Genomic DNA, 14,281 nt, shown 5'->3' on the forward strand with positions numbered 1-14,281 from the left:
GCTCACACCCCCACCCCACCACCCCCCCCACCCCCCTCGCCCACCCCCCCCCCGACGGTGATCAAGGAAGTTCAAACAACCTTGAACACCGAGGGGTTCGTGGGGCGGGGCCCTCAGAGGGGGGCGACGGCGGTGAGCAGGTGGGTGCGGGCACCGTCGCGGCTGCGCACGGCCGTGCGCCAGGTGCCGCCGGCCGGCCCGGGGACGTGCTCGTGCAGGTGCTCCACCGTCGCCGGCAGCAGCAGCGGCGCCTTGAAGCGCACGTCGGCGCGCACCGCGTCCGGCAGCCGGCCGTCGAGGACCGCCAGGCTGCGCGAGGCGGTCCACACCCCGTGCGCCAGGGCGCGCCGGAAACCCAGAAGCCGCGCGGCCGGGGCGGCCAGGTGGATCGGGTTCACGTCGCCGCTGACCTCCGCGTAGCACCGGCCGGCGCCCGCCCCCACCCGCCACCTCCCGACCGCGGCGCCGGGCCCGGGGGACGGCGGCTCCTGCTCGGCCGGCGGGACCGAGCCCGGCAGCCGCGCGCCCGGGGCGAGGTAGCGGCTCGTGCCGGACCATGCCGGCGGCCCGCCGGGGCCCTCGGCGGCACCGCGCACCTCGGTGACCAGTTCCACGACGGCGCCGCGCCGGTGCGGGCGCATCGCCACCGCCCGCACCGACACGTCCAGCTCCTCGGCGACCTCCAGCGGCCGGTGCTGGGTGAAGCCCTGCGCGACGTGCACGAGGCCCAGCAGCCGGAAGGGGAACGGCTCGGACACCAGCAGCTGCACCTGGGCGGTGAAACCCAGCAGGTGCGGGTACGGCAGCGGCAGCCGCGAGCGCAGCGGGTACCCGCACAGGCGCGACCACGCCGCCAGGCGGTCGGGGTCCACGCGCACGCCGCGCTGCTCGACGCGCCGGCGCGGCAGGTCCACCGCGCCGCGCGGTCGGGGCACCACGAGGGAGCGCAGGTAGTTCACGGCCAGGGGCTTCGGGGAGCCCGTCACGGCGCTCACGCCCCCGTCAGGTGCTGGCCGCACACGCGCAGCACCTGCCCGCCGACCCCGCCGGCGCCCGGGGAGGCCAGCCAGGCGACGGCCTCGGCGACGTCCACGGGCAGCCCACCCTGCTGCAGGCTGCTGGCGCGCCTGCCGACCTCCCGCGGCACCGCTGGCATCGCCGCGGTCATGGGCGTCTCGATGAAACCCGGCGCGACGGCGTTGACCACCATCCCGCGCTGCGCCAGCGGCCCGGCCAGCGCCTGCACGAACCCCACGAGCGCGGCCTTGCTGGCGGCGTAGTTCGCCTGCCCCTTCGCCCCGGCGAGACCGTTGATGGAGGACAGGCACACGAACCGCGCCCCGGGCGCCAGGGCGCCGTCGGTGCCGAGCAGCTCCTCGGTCAGCCGCAGCGGGGCGGCGAGGTTCACCCCCAGCACGCTGTCCCAGGCCTCGGCGTCGAGGTTCACGAACGAGCGATCACGGGTGATGCCGGCGTTGTGCACGACGACGTCGGCGCCGCCGAACCGGCGCCGCAGGTGGTCGGCGAGGACCCGCGGGGCGTCGGCGGCGGTGACGTCGAGCGTCAGCGCGGAACCCCGCACCCGGTTGGCGACGCGGGCGAGCTGCTCGCCGGCGGCGGCGACATCGGCGCACACGACGTGGGCGCCGTCGCGGGCGAGGACCTCGGCGATCGCCGCGCCGATGCCGCGCGCGGCACCGGTGACCACGGCGACGCGCCGGCGGGCGGGGTCGGCGGGGGTGCCGGTGGCCGGGCCGACGACGAGGGGCTGACCGGAGACGAACGCCGAGCGGGCCGAGCAGAGGAACTCCAGCGGGGAGCGGAGGGCCTGACCCGCCCCCTCGGCGACGCGCAGCAGGTTCACGGTGGTGCCGCCGCGAGCCTCCTTGGCGAGGCTGCGCACCAGGCCGTCCAGGCCCTGCTGCACGGCACGGGCCTCCACGCCGCCGGGCCCTTCGCCCGCCTCGGCGGGCACCGCGCCCAACAGCAGGACCCGGCCGCTGCGGGCGGTGCGCCGGAACGCCGGCGCCAGCAGCTCCCGCAGCCGCCCCAGGTCCTCCACGCGGCGGGCGGTGCTCGCGTCGACGACGACGGCGCCGAGGCGCTCCTCACCGGCGGCCTCGAGGTCGGCGAGCACGTGGGCCCCGGCGGCCGCCAGCCACACCGCCGCGTCGTCGGCCAGCGGCGCGGCGCCCACGCGCAGGACCAGGGCCGGACCGGTCAGGAACTCCTGCCCGGGGGCGTACCGGCGCAAGCGCGGCGGCACCGGCAGACCCAGCCGCTTCGCCGCAGCGGCACCGGGGCCGGTGCCCACGAGGTCGCCGTACACGTCGTCGGGGAACCCCAGCGGCGCCATCACGCCTCCACCAGGGCCGCGATGCCCTGCCCGCCGGCCGCGCAGATCGAGATGAGCGCGCGCCCGCCGCCGCGCTCGGCGAGCAGCTTCGCCGTGGTGGCCAGGATCCGCGCGCCCGTGGCGGCGAACGGGTGACCGGTGGCCAGCGAGGAGCCGGCGACGTTGAGCTTGGCGCGGTCCACCCGCCCCAGCGGCCCGTCCAGACCGAGGCGCTCGCGGCAGAACTCCTCGTCCTCCCACGCGGCCAGCGTGGCCAGCACGGTGGAGGCGAACGCCTCGTGGACCTCCACGACGTCCAGGTCGGCCAGCGTCCAGCCGTTGCGCTGCAGCAGGACCGGTACGGCGTGGACGGGAGCGGTGAGCAGCCCCTCGCCGCGGTGGACGTGGTCGACCGCGGCGGTCTGCGCGTCGACCAGGTGCGCCAGGACGTCCAGGCGGTGCTCGGCGGCCCACTCGTCGGTGGAGAGCAGCACCGCGGCGGCGCCGTCGGTCAGCGGGGTCGAGTTCCCGGCCGTCATCGTGGCCGGAACCTCCAGGTCGCGGCCGAACACCGGTTCCAGCGCGGCGAGCTTCTCCAGCGTGGTGTCCGGGCGCAGCAGCCCGTCGCGGCGCACCCCCAGGTACGGGGTGACGAGGTCGTCGAAGAACCCGCGGTCGTAGGCGGCGGCGAGGTTGCGGTGGCTGGCCAGGGCCAGTTCGTCCTGCGCCTGCCGGCTCACGCCCCAGTGCGCGGCGGTGCGGGCGGCGTGCTCGCCCATCGACAGCCCGGTGCGGGCCTCGGCGTTGCGCGGGAACTCCGGCACGAGCTGCCCGGGGCGCAGGCCCGCGAGCGCCTTCAGGCGCGCTGCGGGGGTGCGGGCGCGGTTCAGGGCCAGCAGGACGCGGCGCAGGCCCTCGTCGACGGCGATCGGGGCGTCGCTGGCGCTGTCGGCGCCGCCGGCGATGCCGGCGTCCACCTGGCCGAGGGCGATCTTCCCGGCGAGGAGCACGGCGGTCTCCAGACCGGTGGCGCACGCCTGGGAGACGTCGAAGGCGGGGGTGGCCGGGTCCAGCGCCGTGGACAGCACCGCCTCGCGGGTGAGGTTGAGGTCGCGGCTGTGCTTGAGCACGGCACCGGCGACGACCTCGCCGAGGCGCTCGCCGGCCAGCCCGGTGCGGGCCACCAGGCCGTCGACCGCGGCGACGAGCAGGTCCTTCGCGGAGGCCTGCGCGTAGCGGCCGCCCGCCTTGGCGAACGGGGTGCGGTTGCCGGCGACCACGGCCACCGGGCGCACGGCCCGGGTGGAGCGGGGCGGGGGCGTCAGTGCGGTCACGGGACCTCCTCGTCGAGCCTGGACCCCCGAAACTTAACAGGTACTTGGGGTACCGGGTACCCGTCGTCCGGGGTACCGTCGAGACGTGGAACCCGTCACCGCCGACGCACCCGGCGCCGTCGCACCGCGACCGGACGGCCGGCGCACGCGCTGGGCCGAGCACCGCCGCGCCCGGCGCGAGGAGCTCGTCACCGCCGCGCTGCGCGCCATCACCACGCACGGCGCCGGGCTCGGCATGGACGAGCTGGCCGCGGCCGCCGGCACCAGCAAGACGGTCCTGTACCGGCACTTCGCCGACAAGGAGGACCTGTACCTGGCGGTGGCGCGCCGCGTGAACCGGCTGATCGTGCGCGAACTGCGCAGCGCCGTGGAGCGCGCGAGCAGCCCCCGCGAGGCGCTGGCCGGGATCGTCGCCACCTACCTCGGCCTCGTCGAGGCCGACCCCGAGGTGTACCGGTTCGTCGTCTCCCACCCGTTCGGCGCCACCGCCCGCGACCCCGAGCGCGACCCCGTGCAGCGCCTGACCCGCGCGCTGGCCGACGAGACCGCTCGCACCCTCACCGCGCACCTGCGCGCCGCCGGGGCCGCCGACACCTCCGCCGACGCCCTCGCGCACGGCCTCGTCGCGCTCATCCGCTCCGCGGCCGACCGGTGGATCTCCACCCCGGACCGGATCGGCGCCGCCGAGATGAGCGCGACCCTCACCGACCTCGCCTGGGGCGGCCTCGGCGCCGTCCTGGGCACCAGCGCCACCACCCACCCCCGGACCGAGGAGCTCCCGTGACCACCACCGAGTTCGACACCGCCGTCGACGCCCGGGTCACCGCCCCGAACCCCGCAACCCCGGCGCCCGAACCCGGCCCCGTCGACACCGAGGTGCTGCGCACCGTCCTGGACGGCAGGTCCGCCGCACTGCGCGAGCGAGCCCGCCGCGAGTTCCCCGCCGACCTGTTCGGCCCGATCGACCACCTGAGCACCGCCGAGCAGCGCGACCTGACCCGCGCCCGGCTGCGGGTGCTGGCCGAGATGGGCGGGCACGAGGCGGGGTTCTCCTCGCGGTACGGCGGCGGGGACTCCCCCGGCGCGCAGGTCGGCCAGTTCGAGGTGCTGGGTTTTGGTGACGCCTCCCTGATGATCAAGTCGGGCGTGCAGTGGGGCCTGTTCGGCGGCGCCGTGCAGGCGCTGGGCACCGAGCGCCACCACGCCGAACTGCTGCCGCGACTGCTGCGCCTGGAGCTCGTCGGCTGCTTCGCGATGACCGAGACCGGCCACGGCTCCGACGTCGCCTCCCTGGGCACCACGGCCACGTACGACCCCGCCGCGCAGGAGTTCGTCGTCCACACCCCGGACGTCTCCTGCCGCAAGGACTACATCGGCGGGGCGGCCGAGGACGCCGAGGTCGCCGTGGTGTTCGCGCAGCTGATCACCGGCGGGACGTCCCACGGGGTCCACGCGTTCGTCGTCCCGCTGCGCGGCGAGGACGGGAACGACCTGCCCGGGGTGCGGCGCTTCGACGACGGCCGCAAGGCGGGCCTGAACGGCGTGGACAACGGCCGCCTCGAGTTCGACTCCGTGCGGGTCCCGCGCACCGCCCTGCTGGACCGCTACGCGAGCGTCGCGCCGGACGGCACGTACTCCAGCCCCATCGCCAGCAAGAACGCCCGGTTCTTCACGATGCTCGGCGCGCTGGTCAAGGGCCGCGTCAGCATCTCCGGCGGCGCGATCGGCCAGACGAAGGTCGCCCTGGAGATCGCCCTGCGCTACGCGTTGCGCCGCAAGCAGTTCGCCCGACCGGGAACACAGAAGGGGGAACGCGGCGAGGAGGTCGTCCTGCTGGACTACCTGGCCCACCAGCGCCGCCTGCTGATCCCGCTGGCCACCACGTACGCGCTGAGCTTCGCCCAGGACGAGCTCCTGGGCGAGATGGACGACCTGCTGCGCGTGCAGCTGGCCGGCGGCGACCCCGACCCCGCCCGCCAGCGCGCCTTCGAGGCGCACGCGGCCGGGATGAAGGTGGCCTCCACCTGGCACGCCACCCGCACCATCCAGACCTGCCGGGAGGCGTGCGGCGGCAACGGCTACCTCGCCGACTCGCGCCTGCCCCAGCTGAAGGCGGACACCGACGTGTTCACCACGTTCGAGGGCGACAACACCGTCCTGCTGCAGCTGGTCGCCAAGAGCCAGCTGACCGCGTACGCCCAGCAGTTCTCCGACCTGGACACCCTGGGCATGGCGCGGTTCGCCACCCGCGACTTCGTCAGCACCCTCGCCGGGCGCAGCCCCGCCCGCTCCCTGGTCGCCGACGTCGTCGAGGCCGGGCGGGTGCCCGACGACCTGCACGACCGCGCGTGGCAGCTGCGGATGCTCGCCGACCGCGAGCGCCACGTGGTGGAGTCCCTGGCCAAGCGGATGCGCAAGGCCCGCTCCCGCAGCGAGCAGGACGAGTTCGAGGCCGTCGACGGCCTGCAGGACCACCTGCTGCTGGCGGGGCGCGCGCACGTCGACCGCGTGGTCGCCGAGGCGTTCGCCGCCGCCATCGCCCGCACCGAGGACCCCGCGGTCGCCACGCTGCTGGGCGAGGTGCTGGACCTGCACGTGCTGGCGCTGCTGGAGGCGGAGAAGGGCTGGTACCTGGAGCACCGCCGGATGACGACGTTGCGGGCCAAGGCCGTCACCCACGCCGTGAACGAGCTGTGCCGCCGGTTGCGCCCGCGCACCGGGGAGCTGCTCGCCGGCTTCGGGATCCCGCGGCACTGGCTGGCGTCCTCCCTGGTGCCCGGCTCGGTGGTCGCCCGCGAGGACGCAGGGGCGCTCTCGTAGGGTCGCCCCGTGCACGGTGAGTACAAGGTCCCCGGTGGCAAGCTCGTGGTCGCCGACCTGGAGGTGGTCGACGGCGCGCTGGCCGCCGTCCGCCTCTCCGGCGACTTCTTCCTCGAGCCGGACGACGCCCTGGAGGCCGTCGACGCGGCGCTGACGGGCCTGTCGGCGGACGCGGACGCCGCGGCGATCGCCGGCCGGGTCCGTTCGGCGCTGCCGCCGGGGGCCGTGCTGCTGGGGTTCTCCCCCGAGTCGGTCGCCACCGCGGTGCGCCGCGCGGTCGGCGGGGCCAGCGGCTGGCTGGACCACGACTGGCAGCTGGTCCACACCGGCCCGCAGCCGCCGCAGGTGCACATGGCCCTGGACGAGGTCCTGGCCCGCGAGGTCGCCGCGGGCCGGCGCCCGCCGACGCTGCGGGTGTGGGAGTGGGCGAGCTCCGCCGTGGTCATCGGCAGCTTCCAGTCGCTGGCCAACGAGGTGGACGGCGAGGCCGCCCAGCGCTTGGGCGTCGAGGTGGTGCGGCGCATCTCCGGCGGCGGGGCGATGTTCGTCGAACCGGGCAACACCATCACGTACTCGCTGTACGCGCCCGCCTCCCTGGTGGAGGGCCTGTCGTTCACCGAGTCGTACGCGTTCCTCGACGACTGGGTGCTGGTGGCGCTCGGCGACCTGGGCGTGAAGGCGTGGTACCAGCCGATCAACGACATCGCCACCGAACAGGGGAAGATCGCCGGCGCCGCGCAGAAGCGCCTGGCCGACGGCACCGTCCTGCACCACGTGACGATGTCCTACGACATCGACGCCGCGAAGATGCTGCAGGTGCTGCGCATCGGGCGCGAGAAGCTGCAGGGCAAGGGCCTGGCCAGCGCCGCCAAGCGGGTCGACCCGCTGCGGCGCCAGACGGGCCTGCCGCGCGAGGAGGTCATCGAGCGGATGGTCGCCACCTTCCGCCGCCAGTACGGCCTGACCAGTTCCGGCCTCACCGACGCGGAGCTGGCCGCCGCCGAGGAGCTCGTGGCCTCGAAGTTCGCCACCCGCGACTGGATCGCCCGCGTCCCCTGACCCGACCGGCCCACCGCCCCTCGACAAGGGGTGTGCCGCGGCGCACCATCGACGGGTGGACGACGCGGCGGTGCGGACCAGGCACGGGATCCCCACCGGCGTGCTGCGCGACGCCGACCGCCCCGGGCGCGCCCTGCGCGTCAGCGCCCACCCCGACGACGACCGGGTCGTGCTGTCCACCTGGCAGGGGACCTCGTGCGTGTCCACCGTCCGGCTGGACCGCGCCGAGGTCGTCGAGCTGCTCGCGGCCCTGGGGGCGGCGCTGCTGCCGCCCCCGGGGCCGGGCGGTCACCAGGGCACGACGCCGTAGCGGTCCCGGAACACCCCCGTCGGCCCGTCCGGCCCGATCGTCGCCAGCTCGACGATCGCGTCGGCGCCCTCCGCGACGCTCTGGGTGCCGCTGTGGCCGTTGAAGTCGGTGGCGGTGTACCCCGGGTCGGCGGCGTTGACCTTCACACCCGGCAGCGCCTTGGCGTACTGGGTCGTCAGCATCGTCACAGCGGCCTTGGACGACGTGTAGAGCGGGGCCACGAGCTGCGACTCCACGCGGGAGGTGTCGTGGGTGGCCGTGAACGAGCCCATCCCGCTGCTGACGTTGACGATCACCGGGTTCGCCGAGCGCCGCAGCAGCGGCAGGAAGGCGTGCGTGACTCGCACGACGCCGACGACGTTGACGTCGAGCACGGCGGCAGCGGCAGCGGCGGTGAGCTCCTCGGCGGGCACGAGGGGCCCGGGCACCCCGGCGTTGTTGACGAGGACGTCCAGGGCGCCCTCGTGCTCGGCGACCTCGGCGGCCGCCGCGGCCACCGAGGCGTCGTCGGTGACGTCGAGGTGGACGAAGCGCGCACCGAGCTGCTCGGCGGCGGCCCGGCCGCGCTCGGGGTCGCGGGCGCCGAGCAGGACGGTGTGGCCGGCGGCGGTGAGGCGGCGGGCGGTCTCGAACCCGAGGCTGCGGTTGGCCCCGGTGATGAGGGTCGTGGTCATGCCCCCACGCTGACCGTCCCGCGCCGCGCCGGCCAGGGCCGTCGCGACGGGGGGACCGGTGGTACCAGGCCGGGCCCGGCACCGGCGGGCGAGGATGGGCCGGTGCCCGAGCAGCGTCCCGAGACCCTCGCCACGGCTCTGCGCCGCTGGCGCGACCGGCTCTCCCCCCGCGACGTCGGCCTGCCGGAACGGCCCGGCCGGCGGGCGCCGGGCCTGCGTCGAGAGGACCTGGCCGACCTGGCCGGGCTGTCCGTGGACTACGTCGTGCGCCTCGAGCAGGGCCGGGCGGTGAACCCCTCGGCGCAGGTCGTCGGCGCCCTGGCCCGGGCGCTGCAGCTGGACCGCGCCGAGCGCGACCACCTGCACCGACTGGCGGGCCTGCTGCCCCCGGCGGACGGGCTGGTCGACGGCCACGTGCCCCCCGGGGTGCAGCGGGTGGTGGCGCGGCTGGGCGACCTGCCCGTGGCCGTCTTCGCCGCCGACTGGACCCTGCTGTCCTGGAACCGGCCGTGGGCGGCGCTGCTGGGTGAGCCCGGCGCCGACCGCAACCTCGCCCTGGCCGCCTTCGGCCTGGCGCCCGCCGTGAGCGGGTCCGCGGTCGCGCACGACGACGACGCCCTGGCCGCGGCCCTCGTCGGGGACCTGCGCACCGTCGCGGCGGCGCACCCGCGCGACCGCGGCCTGGCGGAGCTGCTGGCGCGGCTGCGCACCGGCAGCCCCCGCTTCGCCCGGCTGTGGGACTCCGGCGCGGTGGGCGCGCACGTCTCGGCCCGCAAGACGGTCCACCACCCACGGGTCGGTGACCTGCTCCTGGACTGCGACGTGCTGGCGGCCCCCGGCAGCGACGTCCGCGTCGTCGTCTACTCGGCCGTCCCCGGCTCGCCCGACGCCGAGGCGCTGGAGTTCCTGCGGGTCACCTCCGGTGCCGAGCCCGTGCCCGCGGCCGCTCCGACGACCGGGGGATGAGCGCACCGCCGAGGTGCGGCGGCGGCGCGCGGTGCGCACCATCGGGGAGTGCCCCGCCTGCGCCGCGTCTCCAGCTCCTCCCCCGGCTTCACGCGCCGCCGGTGCGGGAAGGGCTGGACGTACCTCGACACCGCCGGCGAGCGCATCACCGACCCGGCGGTGATCGAGCGGATCTCGAAGCTGGCGATCCCGCCCGCCTACACCGACGTGTGGATCTGCCCGCACCCCAACGGTCACCTGCAGGCCGTCGGCACCGACGACCGCGGCCGGCGGCAGTACCGCTACCACGAGCAGTGGCGCCTCGAGCGCGACCGCGCCAAGCACGACCGGGTGCTGGAGGTGGCCGCGCAGCTGCCGCGCGCCCGGGAGGTCGTCGCCGAGCACCTGCGGCTGCCGGGGGTCCCGCGCGAGCGGGTGCTGGCCGCGGCGTTCCGCCTGCTGGACCTGGGGTTCTTCCGCGTGGGCGGGGACAGCTACGCGGAGGAGAACGGCTCGTACGGCCTGGCGACCTTGAAGCGCGAGCACGTCGTCCAGCACGGCGGTGAGCTGGTGTTCCGCTACGTGGCGAAGTCCGGCAAGGACCGCACGACCGTCATCGCCGACCCGGACGTGGTGGAGGTGGTGCGCACCCTCAAGCGGCGCCGCGGCGGCGGCGACGACCTGCTCGCCTGGAAGGACGGCTCGCGCTGGCACGACGTCACCAGCGACGACGTCAACGCCTACCTGCACGAGACGATCGGCCCGGACGTGTCCGCGAAGGACTTCCGCACCTGGCACGCCACGGTGCTGGCGGCCGTCGCGCTCGCCGTGTCCCTGCGGGCCTCGGCGACGCCGACGGCGCGCAAGCGGGCGGTGACCCGGGCGGTGGCGGAGGTGTCCCAGTACCTGGGCAACACGCCGTCGGTGTGCCGCAGCAGCTACGTCGACCCGCGCGTGGTGGACCTGTTCGAGGACGGCGTGACGATCGCGCCGGTGCTGGAACAGCTGGGCGAGGACGCCGCGTTCGGGCACCCGGCCACCCACGGGGCCGTGGAGCGGGCGGTGCTGGACCTGCTGCACACCGACCCCGTGGCCGTCTCGCGGGCGGTCGCCCGCGGGCGGCGGGTCCCCGTGCGGTCGCGGCGGCTGTCCGCGCCGGACGCCCCGGGCGGCGCCGCGGCCGCGTGAGCGGCGAGCGGCAGCGCGCCGGCACCCCCTATGCTGGACGGGCTCCCGCGAGCGGGAGCTGCGCCCTCATCGTCTAGTGGCCTAGGACGCCGCCCTTTCAAGGCGGTAGCACGGGTTCGAATCCCGTTGGGGGTACGCGAGCGGCACCCGCCGGCGCGGTCCGCAGGACGGTGTCACGAACACCGTCGAGGATCGGGTACTGTTGGTCCCGCAAGCGAGCAAGGCAAGCAAGGCCTCCTTGAGGCCCCGTAGCGCAGTTGGTTAGCGCGCCGCCCTGTCACGGCGGAGGTCGCGGGTTCGAGTCCCGTCGGGGTCGCTCGTCGTGCCGGTTGATCCGGCCCGGCACGGCCAGGTAGCTCAGTTGGTAGAGCGTCCGACTGAAAATCGGAAGGTCAGCGGTTCGACCCCGCTCCTGGCCACCTGAGTCCCACTCCCTGAAGGCCACCGCGTTCCGCGGCGGCCTTTCGCATCTCCAGCTCCCCGCGCGGCAGTACGCCACTCTCTGTAACCTGCGCCCGTGTCCCGCACCCCCACCTCCCCCGTCGTCGCCGGTGCCGTGCTCGGCGGGTACGCGATCGGCCGCAGCACCGGGAACCGCCGCCTCGCCGGTGTCGCGCTGCTCGCCGGGCTGGGCTGGTCGGCCCCCCGGTGGGCCGCCGCCTCAGCCCCCCTCGCGGTGGGGCTGAGCGCCGGCACCGTGGCCCTCGTGGGCCTCTCGCACCCGCTGTCCAGGCGCGTGGGCCCCTGGCCCGCCGTGCTGGTCTCCACGGCCGCCGCGGCAGCGCTGGCCGCTGTCGGCGACGGAGCCGCGAGACGGCGGTGAGCACCCCCGGCGACGACCGCACCGACTGGCGCGCGGTCGCGGAGCGCGGGCCGGCCACCGCGGTCCTGTCCGGCCGCGTCGTCACCTGGGCCTCCCCCTCCGCCCACGCCCTCGTCGGCGCTCCCGCCGGGACGCTGCCCGGACGCGACGCGCTGGAGCTCCTGGTGAGCGCCGACCGGCCCCTGGCGCGCCGCGCGCTGGAGGAGGCGCGCCAGGGGCCGGGGACCGCGCAGCCGCCGCTGCGGGTGCGTGCGGCGACCCGCCCCCAGCGACGGCTGGAGGTGTCGGTGCACCCGCTGGACGGCCCCCTGGTCGCCGTGGCGGCGTGGGACGTCACCGCGCGGGTGCGCCGGGAACGTGAGCTGCGGCACCGCGCCGGCCACGACGCCCTGACCGGCCTGCCCGACCGCGCGCTGCTGGCCGACCGCTGGGAGGTCCTCCGCTCGCGCAGGCCCGGCGCTGCCGGCAGCGGGACGTACGTGCTGGTGTGCGACGTCGACGGCCTCAAGCAGGTCAACGACCAGCACGGGCACGCCGCCGGGGACCGGCTGCTGCAGGAGGTGGCGCACGCGCTGCGCGGGCACGTGCGCCCCGGGGACACGGTGGCCCGCACCGGCGGCGACGAGTTCGTCGTCCTGGTGGACCGGGTGGCCGCCGAGCACGTCGAGGAGCTGGCCGCCCGGCTGCGGGGGGACGCGCCGGGCGAGGCACCGGGACCGGCGGGCGCGAGGGTCTCGGTGGGCTGGGCCGCGGACAGCCCCGCCCGGTCCCAGGCGTCCGTGCTCGCCGAGGCCGACGCGCGCATGTACGCCGACAAGCGCGCCGCCCGCGAGCGCGCGGGTGGTGCGCTGCCCGCTCCCCGCCTCGGCGAGGACGCCGAGGGCGCGGTCAGGGACGCGGCGCCGTGAGGTCGCGGACCTGGGCGTAGCGCTCGCGCACGGCCGGGTGCGGGTCCGCCTCGAGGGTCTGCTCCGCCTCCACCGCCCACTGCGGCGGTTGCTCCCCGCCCTGGAGCACCCACGCCGCCTGCCGCGCCGCGCCGTCGGCGACGTACTCGCCGGGCGGGGGGACCACGACGGGCCGGCCCAGCACCGCGGGCGCCAGGCGGCGCACGGCCTCCGAGCGGGCCCCGCCGCCGACCAGCAGCACCCGCCGCACCGGCACGCCCTGGGCGACGAGGGCGTCCAGGCCGTCGGCGAGCCCGCACAGCAGCCCCTCCACGGCGGCCCGGGCGAGGTGAGCGGGGGTGGAGGTCTCCAGGGTCAGCCCGTGCAGGGCGCCGGTGGCGTCGGGGCGCACGGGGGTGCGCTCCCCCTCCAGGTAGGGCACCAGGACCAGCCCGCCGGCGCCCGCCGGCGCGCTCAGCGCCAGCCGGGACAGCTCGGCGTGGTCCACGCCGAGCAGACGGGCCGCGGAGTCCAGCACGCGGGCGGCGTTGAGCGTGCACACCAGCGGCAGGTGCCGGCCGGTGGCGTCGGCGAAGCCGGCGACGGCGCCGCTCGAGTCGCGGGTGGCCACGTCGCTGACCGCGCTGACGACCCCGGAGGTGCCGATGGAGACCACGACGTCGCCCGTCCGGGCCCCCACCCCGAGGGCGGCGGCCATGTTGTCGCCCGTGCCGGGTCCCAGGAGCGCACCGCGGGTGAGGTCCACCGCGCTCTCGCCGGCCGTCTCGCGCGGCCCCAGCACCCGCGGCAGCTCCGGCCGGGCGCCGAAGGCCCGCTCGAGCAGGTCGGTGCGGTACTCGCCGGTGGCGGCGGAGTAGTAGCCGGTGCCGCTGGCGTCGCCGCGGTCGGTGACCGGGCCCACCCCGGCGGCGGGCCCCCCGGCGAGGCGGGCGGTGAGCCAGTCGTGGGGCAGGCAGACGGTGCGGGTGCGGGCGGCCGCGTCGGGTTCGTGCTCGGCGATCCAGCGCAGCTTGGTGATGGTGAAGGAGGCCACCAGGACGCTGCCGACCCGCTCGGCCCACGCCTGCGGTCCGCCGAGCTCGGCGGTGAGCTCCTCGGCCGCGCGCGCCGAGCGCCCGTCGTTCCACAGCAGCGCCGGGCGCACCACCGCGCCGGCGTCGTCCAGCAGGACGGAGCCGTGCTGCTGGGCACCGACCGACACGGCGGCGACGTCGTCGAGCCCCCCGGCGTCGGCCACGGCCGTGGTGAGCGCGCGCCACCAGTGCTCAGGGTCCACCTCCGTGCCGGGCGGGTGCGCGGCGCGGCCGGAGCGCAGCAGCCGCCCCGTCGCCGCGTCCCGGACGACCACCTTGCAGGACTGCGTCGAGGAGTCGATCCCGGCCACCGTGGCCGTGCGCTGCGCCATGGGGGCCATCGAACACCACGCCCCGCGACGGCGGGCACGGCCCGCCGTCGCCCGTCCGGGCGCGCGGCGCGCCGACCGGGATGCCGGAAGCTCTCGCGAGCCTGTACGGTTGGCACCACGGAGAGATGACAGCTACTCCGGGGCCCATTCAACCGGCCCCGGCCGACGCGCGAGGGGGTCGACGCCATGGGGCGCGGCCGTCAGAAGGCCAAGCAGACGAAGGTCGCTCGGCAGCTGAAGTACTTCAGCCCGCAGACTGACTACAACGCGTTGCAACGCGAGCTGCACGGTCCTGACCCGTTCCGTCCGTCCGGGCGTGTAGACGCCCAGGAGGTACCGGAAGCTGACGAGGACGAGTCGGACGACGACACGGACTGGTCCCGATACTCCGCGACGGACGACTACGACGACTGGGCGACCAAGCGTCGGGCGTGACGGGGCGTCCCGGGGTGCCGCAGGTGGTGGGCTCCCCCGGACGCG

The 14,281-nt window shown here is 76.5% G+C and carries 14 protein-coding genes and 3 tRNA genes; 12 read left to right on the top strand and 5 right to left on the bottom strand.

What is annotated here, in order from left to right; genetic code table 11:
* Positions 1-113: 113 nt before the first annotated feature.
* From ACRYM0_RS08055 to ACRYM0_RS08065, 3 genes are read right to left on the bottom strand one after another with little or no spacing between them, the layout of a single operon-like run.
* Positions 114-995 (bottom strand): MaoC family dehydratase, encoded by an 882-nt coding sequence (locus ACRYM0_RS08055; protein WP_432503849.1) that lies wholly within the window; start codon positions 993-995, stop codon positions 114-116.
* Positions 992-2,356, bottom strand: coding sequence for a 3-oxoacyl-ACP reductase (locus ACRYM0_RS08060; protein ID WP_432503850.1), 1,365 nt, complete (start codon positions 2,354-2,356; stop codon positions 992-994). The genes ACRYM0_RS08055 and ACRYM0_RS08060 overlap by 4 nt, the downstream gene beginning before the upstream one ends.
* Positions 2,356-3,669 (bottom strand): acetyl-CoA C-acetyltransferase, encoded by a 1,314-nt coding sequence (locus tag ACRYM0_RS08065; RefSeq protein ID WP_432503852.1) that lies wholly within the window; start codon positions 3,667-3,669, stop codon positions 2,356-2,358. The genes ACRYM0_RS08060 and ACRYM0_RS08065 overlap by 1 nt, the downstream gene beginning before the upstream one ends.
* An 85-nt stretch (positions 3,670-3,754) precedes the next feature.
* Here ACRYM0_RS08065 and ACRYM0_RS08070 point away from each other — a divergent pair, with 85 nt between their 5' ends.
* Genes ACRYM0_RS08070 through ACRYM0_RS08085 form a run of 4 tightly spaced genes read left to right on the top strand, consistent with a single transcriptional unit; the run spans position 3,755 to position 7,858 of the window.
* On the top strand, positions 3,755-4,453 hold the full coding sequence (locus ACRYM0_RS08070) for a TetR/AcrR family transcriptional regulator (RefSeq protein ID WP_432503854.1): 699 nt from the start codon (positions 3,755-3,757) through the stop codon (positions 4,451-4,453).
* Entirely contained in the window at positions 4,450-6,489 is a 2,040-nt protein-coding gene (locus tag ACRYM0_RS08075) for an acyl-CoA dehydrogenase family protein (protein ID WP_432503856.1), read from the top strand. Before ACRYM0_RS08070 ends, ACRYM0_RS08075 begins: the two co-directional genes overlap by 4 nt.
* A gap of 9 nt (positions 6,490-6,498) precedes the next feature.
* Positions 6,499-7,548, top strand: a complete 1,050-nt coding sequence (locus tag ACRYM0_RS08080; protein ID WP_432503857.1) for a lipoate--protein ligase family protein — start codon at positions 6,499-6,501, stop codon at positions 7,546-7,548.
* 55 nt (positions 7,549-7,603) lie between these two features.
* Positions 7,604-7,858: a hypothetical protein gene (locus ACRYM0_RS08085; protein ID WP_432503859.1), complete on the top strand. Its 255-nt coding sequence runs from the start codon at positions 7,604-7,606 to the stop codon at positions 7,856-7,858.
* Here ACRYM0_RS08085 and ACRYM0_RS08090 read toward each other — a convergent pair.
* Positions 7,837-8,532 carry an SDR family NAD(P)-dependent oxidoreductase gene (locus ACRYM0_RS08090; protein WP_432503860.1) on the bottom strand — a complete coding sequence of 232 codons (696 nt, stop codon included), beginning with the start codon at positions 8,530-8,532 and terminating at the stop codon, positions 7,837-7,839. The genes ACRYM0_RS08085 and ACRYM0_RS08090 overlap by 22 nt on opposite strands.
* 102 nt (positions 8,533-8,634) lie before the next feature.
* On the opposite strand from ACRYM0_RS08090, the gene ACRYM0_RS08095 reads away from it, so the two are divergent.
* The 7 genes from ACRYM0_RS08095 (at position 8,635) to ACRYM0_RS08125 (ending at position 12,396) form a co-directional block, all read left to right on the top strand.
* On the top strand, positions 8,635-9,498 hold the full coding sequence (locus tag ACRYM0_RS08095) for a helix-turn-helix transcriptional regulator (RefSeq protein ID WP_432503862.1): 864 nt from the start codon (positions 8,635-8,637) through the stop codon (positions 9,496-9,498).
* A 48-nt stretch (positions 9,499-9,546) separates the two neighbouring features.
* Positions 9,547-10,665 carry a DNA topoisomerase IB gene (locus ACRYM0_RS08100; RefSeq protein ID WP_432503864.1) on the top strand — a complete coding sequence of 373 codons (1,119 nt, stop codon included), beginning with the start codon at positions 9,547-9,549 and terminating at the stop codon, positions 10,663-10,665.
* Positions 10,666-10,727: 62 nt separating this feature from the next.
* Positions 10,728-10,800: transfer RNA gene (locus ACRYM0_RS08105), tRNA-Glu, on the top strand.
* 107 nt (positions 10,801-10,907) lie between these two features.
* Positions 10,908-10,981, top strand: a tRNA-Asp gene (locus tag ACRYM0_RS08110).
* 30 nt (positions 10,982-11,011) lie between these two features.
* Positions 11,012-11,084 (top strand) — tRNA-Phe (locus tag ACRYM0_RS08115).
* A gap of 98 nt (positions 11,085-11,182) precedes the next feature.
* Positions 11,183-11,488, top strand: a complete 306-nt coding sequence (locus tag ACRYM0_RS08120; protein WP_432503866.1) for a hypothetical protein — start codon at positions 11,183-11,185, stop codon at positions 11,486-11,488.
* The gene (locus ACRYM0_RS08125; RefSeq protein WP_432503868.1) at positions 11,485-12,396 is read left to right on the top strand and encodes a GGDEF domain-containing protein; all 912 of its coding nucleotides are present in this window, start codon (positions 11,485-11,487) and stop codon (positions 12,394-12,396) included. Before ACRYM0_RS08120 ends, ACRYM0_RS08125 begins: the two co-directional genes overlap by 4 nt.
* Here the strand turns inward: ACRYM0_RS08125 and xylB are convergent.
* Entirely contained in the window at positions 12,377-13,801 is a 1,425-nt protein-coding gene (gene xylB, locus ACRYM0_RS08130) for a xylulokinase (protein ID WP_432503870.1), read from the bottom strand. The genes ACRYM0_RS08125 and xylB overlap by 20 nt on opposite strands.
* 186 nt (positions 13,802-13,987) lie before the next feature.
* Between xylB and ACRYM0_RS08135 the strand changes: the two genes are divergently transcribed.
* A complete protein-coding gene (locus tag ACRYM0_RS08135) occupies positions 13,988-14,236 on the top strand; it encodes a DUF3073 domain-containing protein (protein WP_432503872.1) in 249 nt (82 codons plus the stop codon).
* Positions 14,237-14,281 lie beyond the last annotated feature (45 nt).

This window comes from Kineococcus arenarius subsp. arenarius, from assembly GCF_050871845.1.
In the GTDB taxonomy this organism is placed as follows: Bacteria; Actinomycetota; Actinomycetes; order Actinomycetales; family Kineococcaceae; genus Kineococcus.